At 71.3% G+C, this 14,743-nt stretch carries 14 protein-coding genes and 1 pseudogene; 10 read left to right on the top strand and 5 right to left on the bottom strand.

What is annotated here, in order from left to right; genetic code table 11:
- The first annotated feature begins 50 nt into the window (after positions 1-50).
- Positions 51-908, top strand: coding sequence for a DUF4429 domain-containing protein (locus ACZ39I_RS02935; RefSeq protein WP_467243302.1), 858 nt, complete (start codon positions 51-53; stop codon positions 906-908).
- 1 nt (position 909) lies between these two features.
- On the opposite strand, the gene ACZ39I_RS02930 is transcribed toward ACZ39I_RS02935, so the two are convergent.
- Both ACZ39I_RS02930 and ACZ39I_RS02925 read right to left on the bottom strand, forming a co-directional pair.
- Entirely contained in the window at positions 910-1,926 is a 1,017-nt protein-coding gene (locus tag ACZ39I_RS02930; RefSeq protein WP_467242188.1) for an aldo/keto reductase, read from the bottom strand.
- On the bottom strand, positions 1,923-2,387 hold the full coding sequence (locus tag ACZ39I_RS02925) for a MerR family transcriptional regulator (protein WP_125191391.1): 465 nt from the start codon (positions 2,385-2,387) through the stop codon (positions 1,923-1,925). The genes ACZ39I_RS02930 and ACZ39I_RS02925 overlap by 4 nt, the downstream gene beginning before the upstream one ends.
- Before the next feature lie 97 nt (positions 2,388-2,484).
- Here ACZ39I_RS02925 and ACZ39I_RS02920 point away from each other — a divergent pair.
- Together ACZ39I_RS02920 and ACZ39I_RS02915 are read left to right on the top strand one after the other, a co-directional pair.
- A pseudogene (locus ACZ39I_RS02920) lies at positions 2,485-2,953 on the top strand (GNAT family N-acetyltransferase).
- A 19-nt stretch (positions 2,954-2,972) separates the two neighbouring features.
- Positions 2,973-3,788 (top strand): serine hydrolase domain-containing protein, encoded by an 816-nt coding sequence (locus ACZ39I_RS02915; RefSeq protein WP_467242184.1) that lies wholly within the window; start codon positions 2,973-2,975, stop codon positions 3,786-3,788.
- Here the strand turns inward: ACZ39I_RS02915 and ACZ39I_RS02910 are convergent.
- Positions 3,785-4,438, bottom strand: a complete 654-nt coding sequence (locus tag ACZ39I_RS02910; protein WP_467242180.1) for a pirin family protein — start codon at positions 4,436-4,438, stop codon at positions 3,785-3,787. The two genes, ACZ39I_RS02915 and ACZ39I_RS02910, sit on opposite strands and share 4 nt — an antisense overlap.
- A gap of 92 nt (positions 4,439-4,530) precedes the next feature.
- Here ACZ39I_RS02910 and ACZ39I_RS02905 point away from each other — a divergent pair, with 92 nt between their 5' ends.
- The 5 genes from ACZ39I_RS02905 (at position 4,531) to fabF (ending at position 9,457) form a co-directional block, all read left to right on the top strand.
- Entirely contained in the window at positions 4,531-5,739 is a 1,209-nt protein-coding gene (locus tag ACZ39I_RS02905) for a PucR family transcriptional regulator (RefSeq protein WP_352383423.1), read from the top strand.
- A gap of 89 nt (positions 5,740-5,828) precedes the next feature.
- Positions 5,829-6,752 (top strand): ACP S-malonyltransferase, encoded by a 924-nt coding sequence (locus ACZ39I_RS02900; RefSeq protein WP_467242174.1) that lies wholly within the window; start codon positions 5,829-5,831, stop codon positions 6,750-6,752.
- Positions 6,753-6,768: 16 nt separating this feature from the next.
- The gene (locus ACZ39I_RS02895) at positions 6,769-7,764 is read left to right on the top strand and encodes a beta-ketoacyl-ACP synthase 3 (RefSeq protein WP_467242171.1); all 996 of its coding nucleotides are present in this window, start codon (positions 6,769-6,771) and stop codon (positions 7,762-7,764) included.
- 78 nt (positions 7,765-7,842) lie between these two features.
- On the top strand, positions 7,843-8,091 hold the full coding sequence (locus tag ACZ39I_RS02890; RefSeq protein ID WP_062042561.1) for an acyl carrier protein: 249 nt from the start codon (positions 7,843-7,845) through the stop codon (positions 8,089-8,091).
- 85 nt (positions 8,092-8,176) lie between these two features.
- The gene (fabF, locus tag ACZ39I_RS02885) at positions 8,177-9,457 is read left to right on the top strand and encodes a beta-ketoacyl-ACP synthase II (protein WP_031055970.1); all 1,281 of its coding nucleotides are present in this window, start codon (positions 8,177-8,179) and stop codon (positions 9,455-9,457) included.
- 79 nt (positions 9,458-9,536) lie between these two features.
- Here fabF and ACZ39I_RS02880 read toward each other — a convergent pair whose 3' ends face one another.
- The gene (locus ACZ39I_RS02880) at positions 9,537-10,031 is read right to left on the bottom strand and encodes a DUF3145 domain-containing protein (RefSeq protein ID WP_352383431.1); all 495 of its coding nucleotides are present in this window, start codon (positions 10,029-10,031) and stop codon (positions 9,537-9,539) included.
- A 250-nt stretch (positions 10,032-10,281) separates the two neighbouring features.
- Here ACZ39I_RS02880 and ACZ39I_RS02875 point away from each other — a divergent pair, with 250 nt between their 5' ends.
- Both ACZ39I_RS02875 and ACZ39I_RS02870 read left to right on the top strand, forming a co-directional pair.
- Positions 10,282-11,166, top strand: a complete 885-nt coding sequence (locus tag ACZ39I_RS02875; protein ID WP_467243301.1) for an SGNH/GDSL hydrolase family protein — start codon at positions 10,282-10,284, stop codon at positions 11,164-11,166.
- A 10-nt stretch (positions 11,167-11,176) separates the two neighbouring features.
- Entirely contained in the window at positions 11,177-12,148 is a 972-nt protein-coding gene (locus ACZ39I_RS02870) for an aldose epimerase family protein (protein WP_467242161.1), read from the top strand.
- Between the two features lie 73 nt (positions 12,149-12,221).
- Here the strand turns inward: ACZ39I_RS02870 and ACZ39I_RS02865 are convergent, their stop codons facing one another.
- Positions 12,222-14,654, bottom strand: a complete 2,433-nt coding sequence (locus tag ACZ39I_RS02865; RefSeq protein ID WP_467242157.1) for a beta-glucosidase — start codon at positions 14,652-14,654, stop codon at positions 12,222-12,224.
- Positions 14,655-14,743: the final 89 nt, after the last annotated feature.

Here is a 14,743-nt window from a genome sequence, read left to right as displayed (position 1 = left end):
GGAATCGCGGTCTGCGCGAGGAGGGGACGAAGGAGCTCGTGCCGAATACGATGACCCGCATGGGTGACGTACTGGCCGGATTTCATGCCGCCTGGGAGTTCGAGTCCGACTCCGTGCTCATCCGCTACGAAAGGGGGATTCGCACTCCGAAGGTCTTCCAGGCGCTGGGGGAACGACGGATCCCCCTGGAGGCGATCTCCGGTGTGACGCTGACGCCGGGCAAGCGGGGCACGGTGGTACTGCAGGCCGAGCCGCGGCCCGGGGCGGATCCGCTCATGGAGGCGGCGGCGGGGCAGCTGAAGGAGGGGTGCGATCCGTACCGGCTCGTGCTGCCGGCGGACAAGGAGACGCTCGCCGAGTACTACGCGGACGAGCTGCGCGCACTCCTGAAGGAGGACGCCGAGCCGGCGGAACGTTTCCTGGTGCCGGCGCCCGAGGTGCCGTTGCAGTTCAAGGCGTACGACGGGAAGGCGTCCTTCGACGGCCGTACCGTGCGGTTCCGCTGGTTCTGGACGGGAGCGTCCTCGGCGAAGTGGAAGGCCGGCGACCAGAGTTTCCCGGTGTCCGAGCTGACGGGTGTCGAGTGGCGGTCACCGGAGGTCTTCGAGGGGCACCTGCGGCTGCTGCGCGGCGAGCCGGGGCCGGTGCAGGCCGACCAGGATCCGGCGGCCGTGGTGTTCGGGCTCGGGTACGGGCCGGTCCATGAGTCCCTGCCGTTCGCGGCGGCGGTCCTGGCGGCCGTACGGCAGCGAGGGCCCGCGGCGGTGATCCCGGCCGCGACCGCGCCGCGCCGGGACCCCGCCGACATCGCCGAACGGATCCGCCATCTCGGGGAGCTGCATCAGGCCGGACTGGTCACCGACGAGGAGTTCTCCGTGAAGAAGGCGGAGCTGCTGGCGGAGCTCTAGCTCACTCCCGGCCCGCTGAAGAGAACCGCATGTCCGCGTACCGGTCCCCGGCCACCTGGGCCGCGATCGGCTCTAGCAGCTCCAGCTCCTCCTTGGTGAGCTCGATGCCCGTGGCCGCCGCGTTCTCCTCCACGCGGCCCGGCTTGCGGGTGCCCGGGATCGGGATCACCGGAAGCTCGTGGACCGCCGTCTGCTGCTGGACCCAGGCCAGGGCGATCTGGCCCAGGGAGACGCCATGGGCCTCGGCGACCGTGCGGACCGGCTCCAGCAGGGCCGCGTTCGCCGCCGCGTTGTCGCCCGTGAAGCGGGGCTGCTGGCGGCGGAAGTCGTCGGCGGTGAGGTCCTTGTCGGCGTTGGTGAAGGACCCGGTGAGGAATCCGCGGCCGAGCGGGGAGTACGGCACGAGGGCCACGCCCAGCTCGCGGGCCGCCGGGACCACCTTGGCCTCGATGTCGCGGCTGAACAGGGACCACTCCGACTGCACGGCGGCGATGGGGTGCACGGCCTGCGCCGCACGCAGCTCCGAGGCGGTGACCTCGCTCAGGCCCAGGTGCTTGACCTTGCCCTCGCGCACCAGCTCGGCCATGGTGCCGACGGATTCCTCGATCGGGACGTTCACATCGCGCCGGTGCATGTAGTAGAGGTCGATCGCGTCGACGTCCAGGCGCTTCAGGCTCGCCTCGACCGCCTGGCGGATGTACGGCGGGTCGTTGCGGATGATCCGCCGGGTCGGGTCGTCCGGGGGTATCGCCAGGGCGAACTTGGTGGCGATCACGACCTCGTCCCGGTGGGCCTTGAAGAACGGGGACAGGAACTTCTCGTTCTCCCCCTGGCCGTAGGCGTCCGCCGTGTCGTAGAGCGTGACGCCGAGCTCCAGGGCCCGCTCCAGGGTGGCCCGGGACGCCTCCGCGTCCGTGGGGCCGTAGGCGAAGCTCATGCCCATGCAGCCGAGCCCCTGGACGCCGACCGTGGGGCCGGTGTCGCCGAGCTGTGCGGTGGGGATCGTGCGGTCCGTCATCCGGCCTTCTCCGATTCGTAGGCGCGACCGGCTTCGGCGTAGAAGCTGATCTTCCGGTCGAGAACGGCGAGCGTGTCCTGGAGTTCCGCGATCCGGGACAGGACGTCCCGGCGGGTCGTCTCCAGGAGCTCGAACCGTTCGGTGAACGTGTGGTCGCCCTCGCGCACCAGTTCCGCGTACCGCACCATGTCGGCGACCGGCATGCCGGTGAGCCGGAGCTTGCCGACGAGGTCGAGCCAGTCGAGGTCGCGGTTGCTGTAGCGGCGCTGGCCGGTGTGCGAGCGGTCGATGTGCGGCATGAGGCCGATGCGCTCGTACCAGCGCAGGGTGTGCGCGGTCAGGCCGGTGAAGGCGACGACCTCGCTGATCGTGTAGCTGTCCTGGCCCGCCGGCCGCCGGTGGGGGTGCGGCGGGGCGGCGCAGCTGTCGGTCCTGGTACCCGTGGTCTCCATCACCGTCATGACCCCAACGCTATGGCCTTGGAGTGCACTCCAAGCAAGCGGTACCGGTAAGAAATCGGCAGGACGCCCCTTGGCTGCGATCGCTACCGTGCGGTGCATGAGTCTCGTACGCCGTGCCACGACCGAGGACGCCCAAGAAGTACTGCGGCTGCGTCAGGTGATGATCGACTCCCTGCCCGGTGGGGACGGCTCCACAGCGTGGCACACGGAGGCGCTGCCGTCGCTGCGGGAGAAGCTGGCCGAGGCTGACGGGGACTTCGCGGCCTTCGTCGTCGACCACCCGGACCGGCCGGGGGCGCTGGCCGCGCTGGTCGTCGGGACGGTCGACTACCGGATCGGGAAGGCGTCCAATCCGCACGGCCTGGCCGGGTACGTCTTCAGCGTCGCCACCGATCCGGACGCCCGGCGGCGCGGGTACGCGCGCGTGCATGGACGAACTGCTGGCGTGGTTCCGCGAGCGGGGCGCCGGGCAGGTCATGCTGACCGCGTCCCCCGAGGCCGAGCCGCTCTACGTCTCGCTCGGGTTCGTCCGGAAGCCGGACCCCACGATGATTCTCGGGCTCTGAGCCGCTTACGCTCGACGGCATGTCCTTGCAGAGCCTCGCGTTGATCGAAAACTGGCCGGTTCCCACCGCTGCGGCGGGGGTGGTGCGCGGCGACGGTACGGTCCTCGGGACCCACGGTCCGACCGATCACCGCTTCCCGCTGGCCTCGGTCACCAAGCCGCTCGCCGCGTACGCCGTCCTCGTCGCGTACGAGGAGGGGGCCGTCGAGCTCGACGAGCCGGCCGGGCCGAGCGGATCGACGGTGCGGCACCTGCTCGCGCACACCTCGGGTCTGGCCTTCGACGAGCACCGGGTGACGGCCGCCCCCGGGGAGCGGCGGCTGTACTCGAACGCGGGCTTCGAGCAGCTCGGCGACCATGTCGCCAAGGCGACGGAGATTCCGTTCGCGGAGTATCTGCGGCAAGCCGTGCTGGAGCCGCTGGGCATGACGTCGACGTCGCTGGAGGGCTCCCCCGCGAAGGACGGTGTGTCGACGGTCGGGGATCTTCTCCGGTTCGCGGCGGAGGTCCAGGCGCCCCGGCTGCTGGATCCGCGGACGGTCGCGGCGGCGATGACGGTCCAGTACCCGGGCACGAAGGGCGTGCTGCCCGGCTACGGCCACCAGAACCCCAACGACTGGGGCCTCGGCTTCGAGATCCGCAACTCCAAGTCCCCCCACTGGACGGGCTCTTCGTCCTCGCCGCGCACCTTCGGGCACTTCGGCCAGTCCGGCACGTTCCTGTGGATCGACCCCGACGCGGGAGCGGCCTGCGTGGCGCTGACCGACCGCGCGTTCGGGCCCTGGGCGATCGAGGCGTGGCCCGCGTTCACCGACGCGGTGCTCGCCGGCCTCTAGGACATCTCCCACACCAGCAGTTCGGCCGGGGTCACCGCCACCACGTCCAGCTCCTCGGCGTCGGTGACCCGGGCCGCGTCACCGGCCCCCAACTCCTCGCCGTCCAGGCGCACTTCGCCGCGCACGACATGGATGTACAGGTGGCGCCCGTCGGGCACCGCGGTCCGCTCCCCCGCCGCCAGCCGCCGCACATGGAGCATCGCGCCCGCCTCCGGGACGGCGTACGGCGTCGAGTCGGCGATCCCGCGGACGATCTCGTACGACGGTTCACCGCCGGGCTCCAGGGGCGCCAGCCAGGTCTGCACGAAGGTCAGCGGAGTCCCGGCGTCGTTGCGCTCGACGTGCCGGACGCCCGCGGCGGCGCTCAGCCGCTGCACGTCACCGGGCCGCACGACCGTCTCGTGCCCGGTGGAGTCCCGGTGCGTCAGCTCCCCCTCGACCACCCACGTCACGATCTCGGTGTGGCTGTGCGGATGCTCGTCGAACCCGGCGCCGGGCACGAGCCGCTCCTCGTTGCAGGCGATCAGCGCGCCGAACCGCAGGTTGTCGGGGTCGTAGTGCGGCCCGAACGAGAAGGCGTGCCACGACTCGATTCCGGTCCCGGGGTCCCCGCCTGGGTAGCGCTCCGCTGCGCGCCGTACGTCCGTCACGGGACCACGGTAGTGCCAGGGCTGCCTGCCGGCGGGGACTCGTCGGTACCCGGCGGCACGCGCTGACGTCCCGATAAGGCAGTCTTGTCCCCGTGCCCGAACCCGAACACCGCAAGTCCGACCCCGACGCGCCCCGCGGCGTCCACGCCCATGCCGCGACCCTGAAGCGGCTGGAGAAGTCGTCCGGGTCTCTCGCGCAGCAGGCCATCACGCGCATGGACGAGACGCTGCCGTGGTACCGGGCCATGCCGCCGGAGAACCGTTCCTGGATCGGGCTGGTCGCCCAGGCCGGCATCGCCGCCTTCACCGAGTGGTTCCGGCGTCCGGACGCCCCGCAGGCCATCTCCACCGACGTGTTCGGGACCGCTCCCCGTGAGCTGACCCGGGCCATCACGCTGCGGCAGACCGTGGAGATGGTGCGCACCACCATCGAGGTCATGGAGAGCGCGATCGACGAGGTCGCGGCCCCCGGTGACGAGTCCGTGCTGCGCGAGGCGCTGCTCGTGTACGCCCGTGAGATCGCCTTCGCCACCGCGCAGGTCTACGCCCAGGCCGCCGAGGCACGCGGTGCCTGGGACGCCCGGCTGGAGTCGCTGGTCGTGAACGCCGTGCTCAGCGGTGAGGCCGACGAGGGAGCCGTGAGCAGGGCCGCCGCGCTGGGCTGGAACGCTCCCGAGCACGTGTGCGTCGTCCTCGGCCCCGCCCCCGAGGGCGACTCCGAGCTGACCGTCGAGGCCATCCGGCGGGCCGCCCGGCACGCCAAGCTCCAGGTGCTGACCGGCGTGCTCGGGGCCCGGCTCGTCGTCATCGCGGGCGGCAGCGACAACCCCCTCGCCGTGGCAAAGTCGCTGATCGGGCCGTACGCGGCCGGACCCGTGGTGGCCGGGCCCGTCGTCCCCGACCTGCTGGCCGCGACCCGGTCCGCGCAGGCGGCCGCCGCCGGGCTCAAGGCGTGTTCCGCCTGGCAGGACGCCCCGCGCCCGGTGCTGGCGGACGACCTGCTTCCGGAGCGTGCGATGGCCGGTGATCCCAGCGCGCGCGAGCAGTTGGTGGAGGAGATCTACAGACCGCTGGAGGAGGCCGGATCCGCGCTCCTGGAGACACTCTCCGTCTACCTCGAACAGGCGTCCAGTCTGGAGGGGGCGGCCCGGATGCTGTTCGTGCACCCCAACACCGTGCGCTACCGGCTTCGACGTGTGACTGATGTCACCGGCTGGTCGCCCTCCGACGTACGTTCGGCCTTCACCTTGCGCATCGCGCTCATCCTGGGGCGTCTGGCCGACGGGGATCTCCAGCCCTAGGCTTTTGTCGGGGGCCCACAAAACCCCCTCCCGTTCTTCGTCCCTGTCCCCACGGGCGGCTTGGGCCGCCCACAAGAGAGAGTGTGAGAGTGCTCGTACTCGTCGCTCCCGGCCAGGGCGCCCAGACGCCCGGCTTCCTGACCCCCTGGCTCGAACTCCCCGGTGCCGCGGACCGCGTCGCCGCGTGGTCCGACGTCATCGGACTGGACCTTGTCCACTACGGCACTCAGGCCGACGCGGACGCCATCCGCGACACCTCCGTGGCCCAGCCGCTGCTGGTCGCGGCCGGGATCCTGTCGGCCTCGGCACTCGGTGCCCTCGACGACATCTCCCCCGGCGCGGTCGCGGGGCACAGTGTCGGTGAGATCACCGCCGCGGCCTTCGCGGGCGTGCTGGACGACACCGCCGCCCTCACCCTCGTACGCAAGCGGGGTCTGGCCATGGCCGACGCCGCCGCGATCACCGAGACCGGCATGTCGGCGCTGCTCGGCGGGGACCCCGAGGTCTCCGTCGCGCACCTGGAGAAGCTGGGCCTGACCCCGGCGAACGTCAACGGCGCCGGGCAGATCGTCGCCGCGGGCACGCTGGAGCAGCTCGCCGTCCTGAACGAGGACAAGCCCGAGGGCGTCCGCAAGGTCGTCCCGCTCAAGGTCGCCGGCGCCTTCCACACGCACCATATGGCCCCCGCGGTCGACGCGCTGGCCAAGGCCGCCGCCGATCTGGCGCCGGCCGACCCGACGCTCACGTACGTCTCGAACAAGGACGGCCGGGCCGTCGCCACCGGCGCCGAGGTGCTGGAGCGGCTGGTCGGCCAGGTCGCCAACCCGGTCCGCTGGGACCTGTGCATGGAGACCTTCAAGGAGCTCGGCGCCACCGCGTTGATCGAGGTCTCCCCCGGCGGCACGCTGGTCGGCCTCGCCAAGCGCGCGCTGCCCGGCGTCAAGACGCTGGCCCTGAAGACCCCGGACGACCTCGACGCTGCTCGCGAGCTCATCGCCGAGCACAGTGCCTGAGAAGGAGCACGAGAGCATGTCGAAGATCAAGCCCAGCAAGGGCGCCGCGTACGCGCGCATCCTCGGTGTCGGCGGCTACCGCCCGACCCGGGTCGTGCCGAACGAGGTGATCCTCGAGACGATCGACTCGTCCGACGAGTGGATCCGCTCGCGCTCCGGCATCCAGACCCGGCACTGGGCGAACGCCGAGGAGACCGTCGCCGCGATGTCGATCGAGGCGTCCGGCAAGGCGATCGCCGACGCCGGGATCTCCGCCGAGCAGATCGGCGGCGTGATCGTCTCGACCGTCTCGCACTTCAAGCAGACCCCGGCCGTGGCGACGGAGATCGCCGACAAGCTGGGCACGAACAAGGCCGCCGCCTTCGACATCTCGGCCGGCTGCGCGGGCTTCGGCTACGGTCTCACTCTCGCCAAGGGCATGATCGTCGAGGGCAGCGCGGAGTACGTCCTCGTCATCGGCGTGGAGCGGCTGTCCGACCTGACCGACCTCGAGGACCGGGCCACGGCCTTCCTGTTCGGCGACGGCGCCGGCGCGGTCGTCGTCGGCCCGTCGAAGGAACCCGCGATCGGCCCCACCGTCTGGGGCTCCGAGGGCGACAAGTCCGAGACGATCAAGCAGACCGTGGCGTGGACCGAGTACGACTCCTCGGGCAAGTTCCCCGCGATCACGCAGGAGGGCCAGGCGGTGTTCCGCTGGGCCGTGTTCGAGATGGCGAAGGTCGCTCAGCAGGCGCTGGACGCGGCCGGGATCAGCCCGGACGACCTGGACGTCTTCATTCCCCACCAGGCCAACGAGCGGATCATCGACTCGATGGTGAAGACGCTGAAACTGCCGGAGCACGTCACGGTCGCGCGTGACGTGCGCACCACCGGCAACACCTCGGCCGCCTCGATCCCGCTCGCGATGGAGCGGCTCCTGGCGACCGGTGAGGCGAAGAGCGGCGACACGGCGCTCGTCATCGGATTCGGGGCGGGTCTCGTCTACGCCGCCACTGTCGTTACCCTCCCCTAGGCACTCCGTGCCGGATCATCCGGTCCGGGACGGGAAGCACTGCCAACCCTCTGAACAAGAAAACGAAGGAGCGCCACCATGGCCGCCACTCAGGAAGAGATCGTCGCCGGTCTCGCCGACATCGTGAACGAGATCGCCGGCATCCCGGTTGAGGACGTCCAGCTGGACAAGTCCTTCACCGACGACCTGGACGTCGACTCGCTGTCCATGGTCGAGGTCGTCGTCGCCGCCGAAGAGCGCTTCGACGTCAAGATCCCGGACGACGACGTCAAGAACCTCAAGACGGTCGGCGACGCGACCAGCTACATCCTCAAGCACCAGGCCTGAGCCACTGCTTGGGCCGGACGCTGACCGGCCCCGCCACCCGGCGGTGGCGCCGCTTAATCCTCGTACCGTTGGAGAAAGATTTCCCGTGAGCCCGACCAATCGCACCGTGGTCGTCACCGGTATCGGCGCAACCACACCGCTGGGTGGCGACGCAGCCTCTACCTGGGAGGGTCTGGTCGCCGGCAAGTCCGGCGTCAAGCCCCTCGAGCAGGAGTGGGCCGCCGAGCAGGCGGTCCGCATCGCCGCACAGATCGCCGTGGAGCCGACCGAGGTCATTCCCCGGCCGCAGGCCCGTCGCCTGGACCGCTCGGCGCAGTTCGCGCTGATCGCGGCCAAGGAGGCGTGGGCCGACGCCGGTTTCGAGGGCAAGGCCGGTGAGGACGGCTCGGTCGGCGAGGTCGACCCCGACCGTCTCGGCGCCGTCATCGCCTCCGGCATCGGCGGCGTGACGACCCTGCTCGACCAGTACGACGTGCTCAAGGAGAAGGGCGTCCGCCGCGTCTCCCCGCACACCGTGCCGATGCTGATGCCCAACAGCCCGTCCGCCAACGTGGGTCTGCTCGTCGGCGCCCGCGCCGGTGTGCACACCCCGGTCTCCGCCTGCGCGTCGGGCGCCGAGGCCATCGGCTACGCCATCGAGATGATCCGTACCGGCCGCGCCGACGTCGTCGTCGCCGGTGGCACGGAGGCGGCGATCCACCCGCTGCCCATCGCCGCGTTCGGCAACATGATGGCGATGTCCAAGAACAACGAGAACCCCGAGGGCGCCTCGCGTCCCTACGACGTCGCCCGGGACGGCTTCGTCCTCGGCGAGGGCGCCGGTGTCGTCGTCCTGGAGTCCGCCGAGCACGCCGCCAAGCGCGGTGCGCGGGTGTACGCCGAGGCGGTCGGGCAGGGCATCTCCGCCGACGCCCACGACATCGTGCAGCCGGAGCCGGAGGGCCGCGGTATCTCGCACGCCCTGCAGAACCTGCTGGACCGCACCGACCTGAACCCGGCGGAGATCGTGCACGTCAACGCGCACGCCACGTCGACCCCGGCCGGTGACATCGCCGAGCTCAAGGCGCTGCGGAAGGTGTTCGGGGACGACGCCGACCACATGGCCGTGTCCGCCACCAAGTCGATGACCGGTCACCTGCTGGGTGGCGCGGGCGGCGTGGAGACGGTCGCGACGGTGCTCGCCCTGTACCACCGGGTGGCTCCGCCGACCATCAACGTCGAGAACCTCGACCCGGAGGCGGAGGCCAACGCCGACGTCGTCCGCGGCGAGGCCCGCAAGCTGCCCGTGGAGGGCCGTATCGCCGCGCTGAACGACTCGTTCGGGTTCGGCGGGCACAACGTCGTACTGGCGTTCCGTACGGTCTGAGGACCGTCTGTACGCAACGGAAGGGCCCCCACCGGTCGGTGGGGGCCCTTCACGTGTACGGGGGGAGTTGTACGGGGGCTCACACCACCTGGTGCAGCCAGCGGACCGGGGCGCCCTCGCCGGCGTACCTGAAGGGCTCCAGTTCGTCGTCCCAGGGCTTGCCGAGGAGCTTGGCCAGCTCGGCCTCCAGGTCCGTCTCGCCGCGCTGCGAGCGGGTCAGGGCCGCGCGCAGGCGGTCCTCCGGGATCAGGATGTCGCCGTGGATGCCGGTGACGGCGTGGAAGATGCCGAGCTCCGGGGTGCAGCTGTAGCGCTCGCCCTCGGCGGTGGCGCAGGGCTCGGCGGTGACCTCGAAGCGCAGCAGGTGCCAGCCTCTGAGGGCCGACGCGAGCTTGGACGCCGTGCCCGCCTCGCCCTTCCAGGAGAACTCCGAGCGCCAGGTGCCCGGCGCGGCCGGCTGCCGGATCCAGTCGAGGCTCACGCGCGTGCCGAGCACCCCGGCGACGGCCCACTCGACGTGCGGGCACAGCGCGCGCGGCGCGGAGTGCACGTACAGGACTCCACGTGTCGTCACCGGGACCTCCGGGCTGAGCGGGACAGGTCTTGCCGGCCGGCATGGCGGCGATGCCGACCGGCCACGTTGATGGCGAGGCTACCGTGCGGCGGGGCAAGGAGTGTGACGTACCGTCGGTCCCGGTGCCCGGAAACGCCCGCCATTCACTCGGCAGGACGCTAGTACGGGTGTCGATCGTTCCCTCGCGGCCCCCGGGAACTCCCGTGCGTTGTGATGAGAGGACCACCATTTCATGAGGGGAACACCACGGATGCGGAAGCAGGGCCACCGCTCGCGGGCCGTCGTCGCCGTCCTGACGGCGGCTCTTGTGGGCGTCGCCGGCTGTGACGCCGTGGGCGGCGACTCGGCGGGACCGACCCGGAAGCCGAAGACCTCACCGAAGCCCACCCCGGCGTGGGACACCAGCCCGGGCTCGATGGCCGCTGTCGGCGACTCCATCACCCGCGGCTTCGACGCGTGCGGGATCCTGAAGGACTGCCCCGACGTGTCCTGGGCCACCGGGAGCAGTACCCAGGTCGACTCCCTGGCCGTGCGGCTGCTGGGGAGGGCGAAGGCGGCCGGGCGCAGCTGGAACTACGCGGTGTCCGGGGCGCGGATGGCCGATCTGCCGGCCCAGATGACCCAGGCGGCCTCGCGCACGCCGGCCCTGGTGACCGTGATGGTGGGTGCCAACGACGCCTGCCGGGACTCCACGGCGGCGATGACGTCGGTGTCCGACTTCCGCGCCGGCTTCGAGGACGCGCTCGGCGTGCTGCGGAAGTCGGCGCCCAGGGCGCAGGTGTACGTGGCGAGCGTGCCGAACCTCAAGCGGCTGTGGTCCCAGGGCCGGACCAATCCGCTGGGCAAGCAGGTGTGGAAGCTGGGCGTGTGCCCGTCGATGCTGGCGGACGCGGACGCTCTGGACGCGGCGGCGACCGAGCGGCGGGACACCGTGCAGGAGCGGGTGGAGGCGTACAACGCCGTGCTCAAGGAGGTGTGCGCCAAGGACGAGCGGTGCCGGTACGACGGGGGCGCGGTGTACGCCTACCGGTTCGGCACGGACCAGCTCAGCCACTGGGACTGGTTCCACCCGAGTGTGAACGGACAGGCGCGGCTGGCGGAGATCGCATACCGCAAGGTCAGGTCGGTGTCCTAAAGTTCCGCACATGAACGAACTCTTCGCCGCACTTCCCGACGGCACACCGGTGCACCGCTGGACCCTGGAGCGCGCGGGTGTCCGCGTGCGGATCCTGTCGTACGGCGGGATCGTGCAGTCGGTCGAGGTCCCGGACCGGGACGGCAGGACGGCGGACGTGGTGCTGGGCTTCGCCGGCCTCGAGGAGTATCTGGAGCACTCCGGCCCGTATCTCGGCGCCTTCGTCGGGCGGTACGCGAACCGGATCGCGGGCGGCCGCTTCGAGCTGGACGGGGTGACGTACGCGCTCGCGGCCAACAACGCGCCCAACTCCCTGCACGGCGGCGAGCGCGGCTTCGACAAGCGGGTGTGGGACATGGAGCCCGCCGGTGAGCACGGGGTGCGGCTGAGCCGGGTCAGCCCGCACGGCGAGGAGGGCTTTCCGGGGCGCCTCGAGGTCTCGGGGACGTACAGCCTGGACGAGTCCGGTGCGCTGCGGATCTCGTACGAGGCGGTGACCGACGCCCCGACCATCGTCAACCTCACCAACCACAGCTACTTCAACCTGGCCGGGTCCGGGAACGCGGGCGGGCACGAACTGCGCATCGACGCCTCGCGGTTCACGCCGGTCGACGCGGATCTGATCCCGACCGGCGTCGAGGAGGTCGCGGGCACCCGGTTCGACTTCCGTCAGTCGCGCAAGGTCGGCGCGGGCTACGACCACAACTTCGTGCTCGACAAGGGGATCACCGAACAGGCCGTCGAGGTCGCCGAGTTGTACGACCCCGCGTCCGGGCGGCTGCTGACCGTCGCGACCACCGAGCCGGGGCTCCAGCTCTACACCGCCGACCACCTCACCGAGCCCTTCGCGCCCGGCGACGGCATCGCACTGGAGACCCAGCACTTCCCGGACTCCCCCAACCGCCCGGAGTTCCCGAGCACGGTGCTGCGGCCGGGCGAGGTGTTCCGTTCGGAGACGGTGTACGGCTTCGGTACGCGCTGAGCACACACGAGCCCCGGCCCAGGGGTCAGGTCCCGGGCCGGGGCTGGTCATGTGAGGGCTGTGCCCCCTGGGATCAGACGTTAATCGTCGCGGTGACCCTGCGGTCCCCGATCGAGCGACCCACCTGGATTTCGTACGAACCCTTCACATACGACCACGATGAGGTCTTCTCGTCCCAGATCTCGAAGGCCCGGCGCGGGATCCGGACGGTGACCTCGACGCTCTCGCCGGGTCCGGCCTCGGCCCCCGCAAAGCCGGCGAGTCGGCGGGCCGGGCGCTCGGCGTCGCGTTCGGCGGGCGCCACGTAGACCTGGACGACCTCGCGGCCCGCGCGGGCTCCGGAGTTGCGCAGCCGGACCCGGACGGTGGTGCCCCGGACCTCGACGGACTCGTAGGTCCAGTCGGTGTAGCCGAGGCCGTGGCCGAAGGGATAGGCGGGAGTGCGGCCCTCCTTCTCCCAGGCCGTGTAACCGATGAACACGCCCTCGCCGTAAGGGAGTTCGCCGCCCGCCGGAGCGACCCGGGTGACCGGGGCGTCGGCCAGGGAACCCCAGGTGGTGGGAAGGCGGCCGCCGGGTTCGTGGGCGCCGGTCAGCACGTCGGCGAGGGCCGCGCCGCCCTCCTGGCCGGGGAACCAGCCGAGCAGGACGGCGGCGACGTCCTCGCGCCAGGGCAGTTCCACCGGGGAGCCGGAGTTGACGACCACGACGGTGTTCGGGTTGGCGGCGGCGACCGCGCGGACCAGCTCGTCCTGGCGGCCGGGCAGCGCGAGGTCGCTGCGGTCGTAGCCCTCGGACTCGACGCGCTCGGTGGTGGCGACCACGACGACGGCCGTGTCGGCGTTCCGGGCCGCCTCGACGGCTTCGGCGATCAGCTCGTCGGGGTTGCGCCGCGGGTCCTGGTGGGCCAGGGAGAACGTGACGACCTTCATCGGGACGTCCTCCGGGATGACGACGCCATACGTCAGGGAGACCTCGACCGGTTCGCCGGCGGTGAGTTCGACCTCGGCGCGGGGCTCGGGGGCGCCGAAGAAGGAGATGAAGGGGTCGTCCTTGTCGGTGCGCTGGACGTCGTCGTAGTACGTCGTGCCGTCGACGGTCAGCGTGAAGGCGCCGAGTCCCTTGATGCCGAAGGTGTGCGGGCCGCTCTCGCGCGGGGTGAAGGTGCCGGTGAGCTCGACCGTGTGCAGCCGGTCGTGGGTGACGCCCTCGGGGAGGTCCGAACCCATCCACTGGATGTGGCCGTTGGGGGCGGACGCCGTGCCGATGACGTTCCCGTCCTCGTCCCGGCAGACCGCCCGGAGGTCGAACCCCTTGTCGGCGACGGCGAGTTCGGTGCTGGGGTCGGCGCCGACGGCATAGGTGAGGGTGCCCTCGGGGAGGGCCGCGGTGAGGCCGTCGAGCGGGGAGACGACGCGGTCCGGGAAGACGGTGGCGGAGCCGCCGCCGAGGACCCGGGCGTCACGGGCGGCGGCGCCGATGAGGGCGACCGTGCCCTTGCGCAGCGGCAACGCCCCCTGGTTGCGGACCAGTACGAAGGAGCGGCGGGCGATCTCGCGGGCCAGTTCGATGCCGTCGACGGTGTCCGGGAGGTCGGTGACGACGGGCTCGGCGCCGTCCAGGATGCCGACGCGGGCGGCGAGCCGCAGGACGTTGCGTACGGCCGTGTCGACCGCGCTCTCCTCCACCTCCCCGTCCCTTACCGCCCGGGCGAGGGCCTCGCCGTAGACGGTCGTCGGGCCGGGCATGGCGACGTCGAGGCCGCCCTCGATGGCGCCCTTGGTGTTGCGAGCCGCCATCCAGTCGGAGACGTTGTAGCCGTCGAAGCCCCATTCCCCGCGCAGGACTTCGTTGACGAGGTGGTGGTGCTCGGTCATCGTCGTGCCGTTGACCGTGTTGTAGGCGGTCATGATGCCCCACGGGTGGGCGTTGGCGACGATGTGCTCGAAGGGTGCCAAGTAGAGCTCGCGCAGGGCGCGTTCGGAGACCAGGTTGTTCACCGTGAAGCGGTCGGTCTCGGCGTCGTTGGCGACGAAGTGCTTGACGGTGGTGCCGACACCGCCCTGCTGTACGCCGGTCACGTACCCGGCGCCGATCCGTCCCGTCAGGTAGGGGTCCTCGCTGTAGGCCTCGAAGTGGCGGCCGCCGAGCGGGGAGCGGTGGAGGTTGACGGTGGGGGCGAGCAGGACGTGGACGCCCTTGCGGCGGGCCTCCTGAGCGAGCAACGTGCCTGCCCTGCAGGCGAGTTCCGGGTCCCAGGTGGCGGCCAGCGCGGTCGGGGAGGGCAGGGCGATCGACGGGTCGTCGGCGCTCCAGCGCACACCCCGGACGCCGATCGGGCCGTCGGACATGACGAGGGAGGCCAGGCCGATCTCGGGGAGCGCGGGCAGGGTCCACATGTCCTGGCCGGCCAGGAGCCTTGCCTTGGCGTCGAGGTCGAGCGCGGCGAGTGCCGCCTCGACGGCCGCCTCGCGGGCCTGGTCGCCGGGTTCCTCGGGTGCCGCCATGGCGGTGCCTCCTCGTTGAAGTCCGTGCGGTCCTCTCATCGTGCATCGATTACCTGGTGAGCGGTAGGTTTCGTTATTTTGCTGTTACA

The sequence above is a fragment of the Streptomyces sp. NPDC024687 genome, from assembly GCF_055559055.1.
This window is presented reverse-complemented; position numbering and strand designations above follow the sequence as displayed.

Excerpts from the sequence above, each read along its gene's own strand:
- ACZ39I_RS02935 (WP_467243302.1), top strand. The coding sequence starts at position 51 with ATGACCCGCATGGGTGACGTACTGGCCGGATTTCATGCCGCCTGGGAG.
- ACZ39I_RS02930 (WP_467242188.1), bottom strand. The coding sequence starts at position 1,926 with ATGACGGACCGCACGATCCCCACCGCACAGCTCGGCGACACCGGCCCC.
- ACZ39I_RS02925 (WP_125191391.1), bottom strand. The coding sequence starts at position 2,387 with ATGACGGTGATGGAGACCACGGGTACCAGGACCGACAGCTGCGCCGCC.
- ACZ39I_RS02915 (WP_467242184.1), top strand. The coding sequence starts at position 2,973 with ATGTCCTTGCAGAGCCTCGCGTTGATCGAAAACTGGCCGGTTCCCACC.
- ACZ39I_RS02895 (WP_467242171.1), top strand. The coding sequence starts at position 6,769 with ATGTCGAAGATCAAGCCCAGCAAGGGCGCCGCGTACGCGCGCATCCTC.
- ACZ39I_RS02890 (WP_062042561.1), top strand. The coding sequence starts at position 7,843 with ATGGCCGCCACTCAGGAAGAGATCGTCGCCGGTCTCGCCGACATCGTG.
- ACZ39I_RS02875 (WP_467243301.1), top strand. The coding sequence starts at position 10,282 with ATGCGGAAGCAGGGCCACCGCTCGCGGGCCGTCGTCGCCGTCCTGACG.
- ACZ39I_RS02870 (WP_467242161.1), top strand. The coding sequence starts at position 11,177 with ATGAACGAACTCTTCGCCGCACTTCCCGACGGCACACCGGTGCACCGC.
- ACZ39I_RS02865 (WP_467242157.1), bottom strand. The coding sequence starts at position 14,654 with ATGGCGGCACCCGAGGAACCCGGCGACCAGGCCCGCGAGGCGGCCGTC.